The 2,378-nt window shown below is 42.6% G+C and carries 1 pseudogene; it reads left to right on the top strand.

The annotated features are described in order from the left end of the window. A pseudogene (locus J5224_RS25030) lies at positions 1-2,378 on the top strand (hypothetical protein); the annotation flags it as partial.

The following is a 2,378-nucleotide window of genomic DNA, read 5'->3' as shown; positions in this document are numbered from 1 at the left end:
GATCTTGAAGCAATGTGGTCGTCATTTTTGCAAAAAGAGTTGCCGTTGCTCTGCTTCTCCGAGCAAAAAATAGATGACCTGTCATTAAACAGCACCGAATTTAGTCATTTGTATACGGGTACACGCTTCCTATCTGATGTTGGCCAGTTACGTCACTTTAACCGTGAGCAGAGTATTCAACTGGGCGAAGCGCTATGGCGTATTGCCCTGGAAGAAGGCGTCAGTGCCGATAAAGTGGTCTATTTTTTACTTCCAGCGCTGTTTTTTGCTGCTGAAAAAATACCGGGAAGGATCCATTCGGAAAAAAGATTTCACAGTATAAGTAGAGATATTATCGATAATTATATTGAGATCAGGAAAAAGAGTGAAGCAACGCGGCAACGGTTAATCACACAGTTGCAATGTTATCAATCTGCCGTAGACCACTGGCTCAGTAAAGGGCAATTGGCTGAAAAAATTATTGCTGATTGTCCGCCCCATGAGTTACCGGCTCTAGATGACAGGGCGGATGCCATACGAACACTGCAACAAAAACGTGAAAAATCGCAAAGTCAATCCAAACAGCTTTATATGAATGGTGTATTAAAACCTTGCCGCGCAGCGCCAGACAGCCTGGATGGCGAGTACCATCGATTGACGAAAAACGTCTCTGATTGCTTCGGTGAACTGGATAAAAGCCTGATCGGTTCTGTGTTGGAAAACATGGAAGAAAATGAGCTTAATTTCTTTTTTTCACCGAATGCGACGGTCTACCCTGCCTCTTTTAGTATGAATACGCGGCACGCCATGATTGTCGCTTATAACTATGCGCTGGATAAGAATTTATATATTAATTTAGAAAAAACAGATCTTCTATCTGTAATCCATGGTGAGCAGGAAAGAATTTACGCGCTGAAGTGGGGAGGCCAAGATACATCCAGCGGTTATTCTATTGTCAGGGTTGACCGTGATATTCTGCGTTACATTGAAGCTGATGTTCTCGATTATCGGGATTTTGGTCGTCATCGAGTGGTTGCTGGCCGAGAATTAACAACCGATAAAGATACGTTTCATTTCACTATTCTTACTGACCGAAAAAATCCATTGGGGAATGGAGATGATAAAAATAAAATCATTGGCACGTTGAGCGATATGCACAGTGAAAATCTCTATCACTTGCTCTACAAGACGGGCAATGATGCGTCTGAGTTGCAAAACGCCTGGAAACTCGTCAGTAAGGTTGTTCCATTCTATGACTGTATCGATGGAATTATCAATAATAATCCCGTACAGGCAGTGCCCTCGTGCATGATGGATGCGCTGGCGATCGCCCCTGTATTGTCTCAGGCTGCGCGTATGGGAGGGAAATTTGGTATGGGGTTAGGGAAGGCCGCCTATCATGCAAGAAAGGTTTTACGTAGAGGAGAAAAAATAACAGGAACTGAGGTCTTTTTGAAAGAGATATCAGTACCTACCCTGCAAGAAATGACGTCGCTGGGAAAAAACACACTCAGAAGCCTTGATCCCGGATTTGAACTTATGACAGGTATAGGAAGAGGATTTACTGAAAAATTGGTCGCTTTCCTCAACAGAGACAAAAACACTATCGCCCTTGCAGAAAAACTCGTCTCTGAACGGTGGCTGGAAAGGCTGCCAGTGCCTCCCTCTTCTGTCATTTCCGCTCGACTGCCTTATTCACAGGTAAGTGTACCTGTAGAAAGAATCAGCAGAGTGAATCATCCGGGTATTTATGTATTAGCCAATCCTGACACTGGCGCATTGGCGGGTAAACGCTTTCTATTGAACCAGGATAATCAGCTTATTCCACTGCATCGCCAGAATGTGATGCCACAGCATCTCATTCTTAACGCACAGATTCCTGAGCTGAAAAATACACATCTTCTCTACAATATTCCCCGGAGAATTGTTGAGGTTAACTCACAGACATTCGATGTTAATCTGGTAGAAAATGAATTTATCGAACACCTCGGTGTCTCTTTGTTAACCGATTTTTTACCACCACGATTTGGTCATACTCCCGAAAATAGAATAGATGTGGACCTTACTTTTTATCGGGAAACGGTGTTGGAAAATTACTTTCCCGACCAATGGTTGGACATCATCGCGGCAAAAACTGAAATGTCACATGTTTATATTCATAGTGTGGCCGATGGGCTTGAGTCTATCCCCGAAAGATTCTATTTTTTAAGAGAGAATTTATGGTACTTCACTTCAACCATTAATGATGCGAAAATAATGTCCAATGAGGTGAGAAATAAAATTTATGAAGTGTATTTCTCAAACGTTGAAAGGCGAGTTGATGCCGATATTTCTGAACGTATCATCAGTGATTATATGGAAGAAGTGCTTGCTATCGATACGCCTGAGATCATTGGTAT

Source organism: Candidatus Symbiopectobacterium sp. NZEC135 (assembly GCF_025962695.1).
The sequence above is the reverse complement of the archived record's forward strand: the minus strand, read 5'-3'. Positions and strand labels throughout refer to the sequence as shown.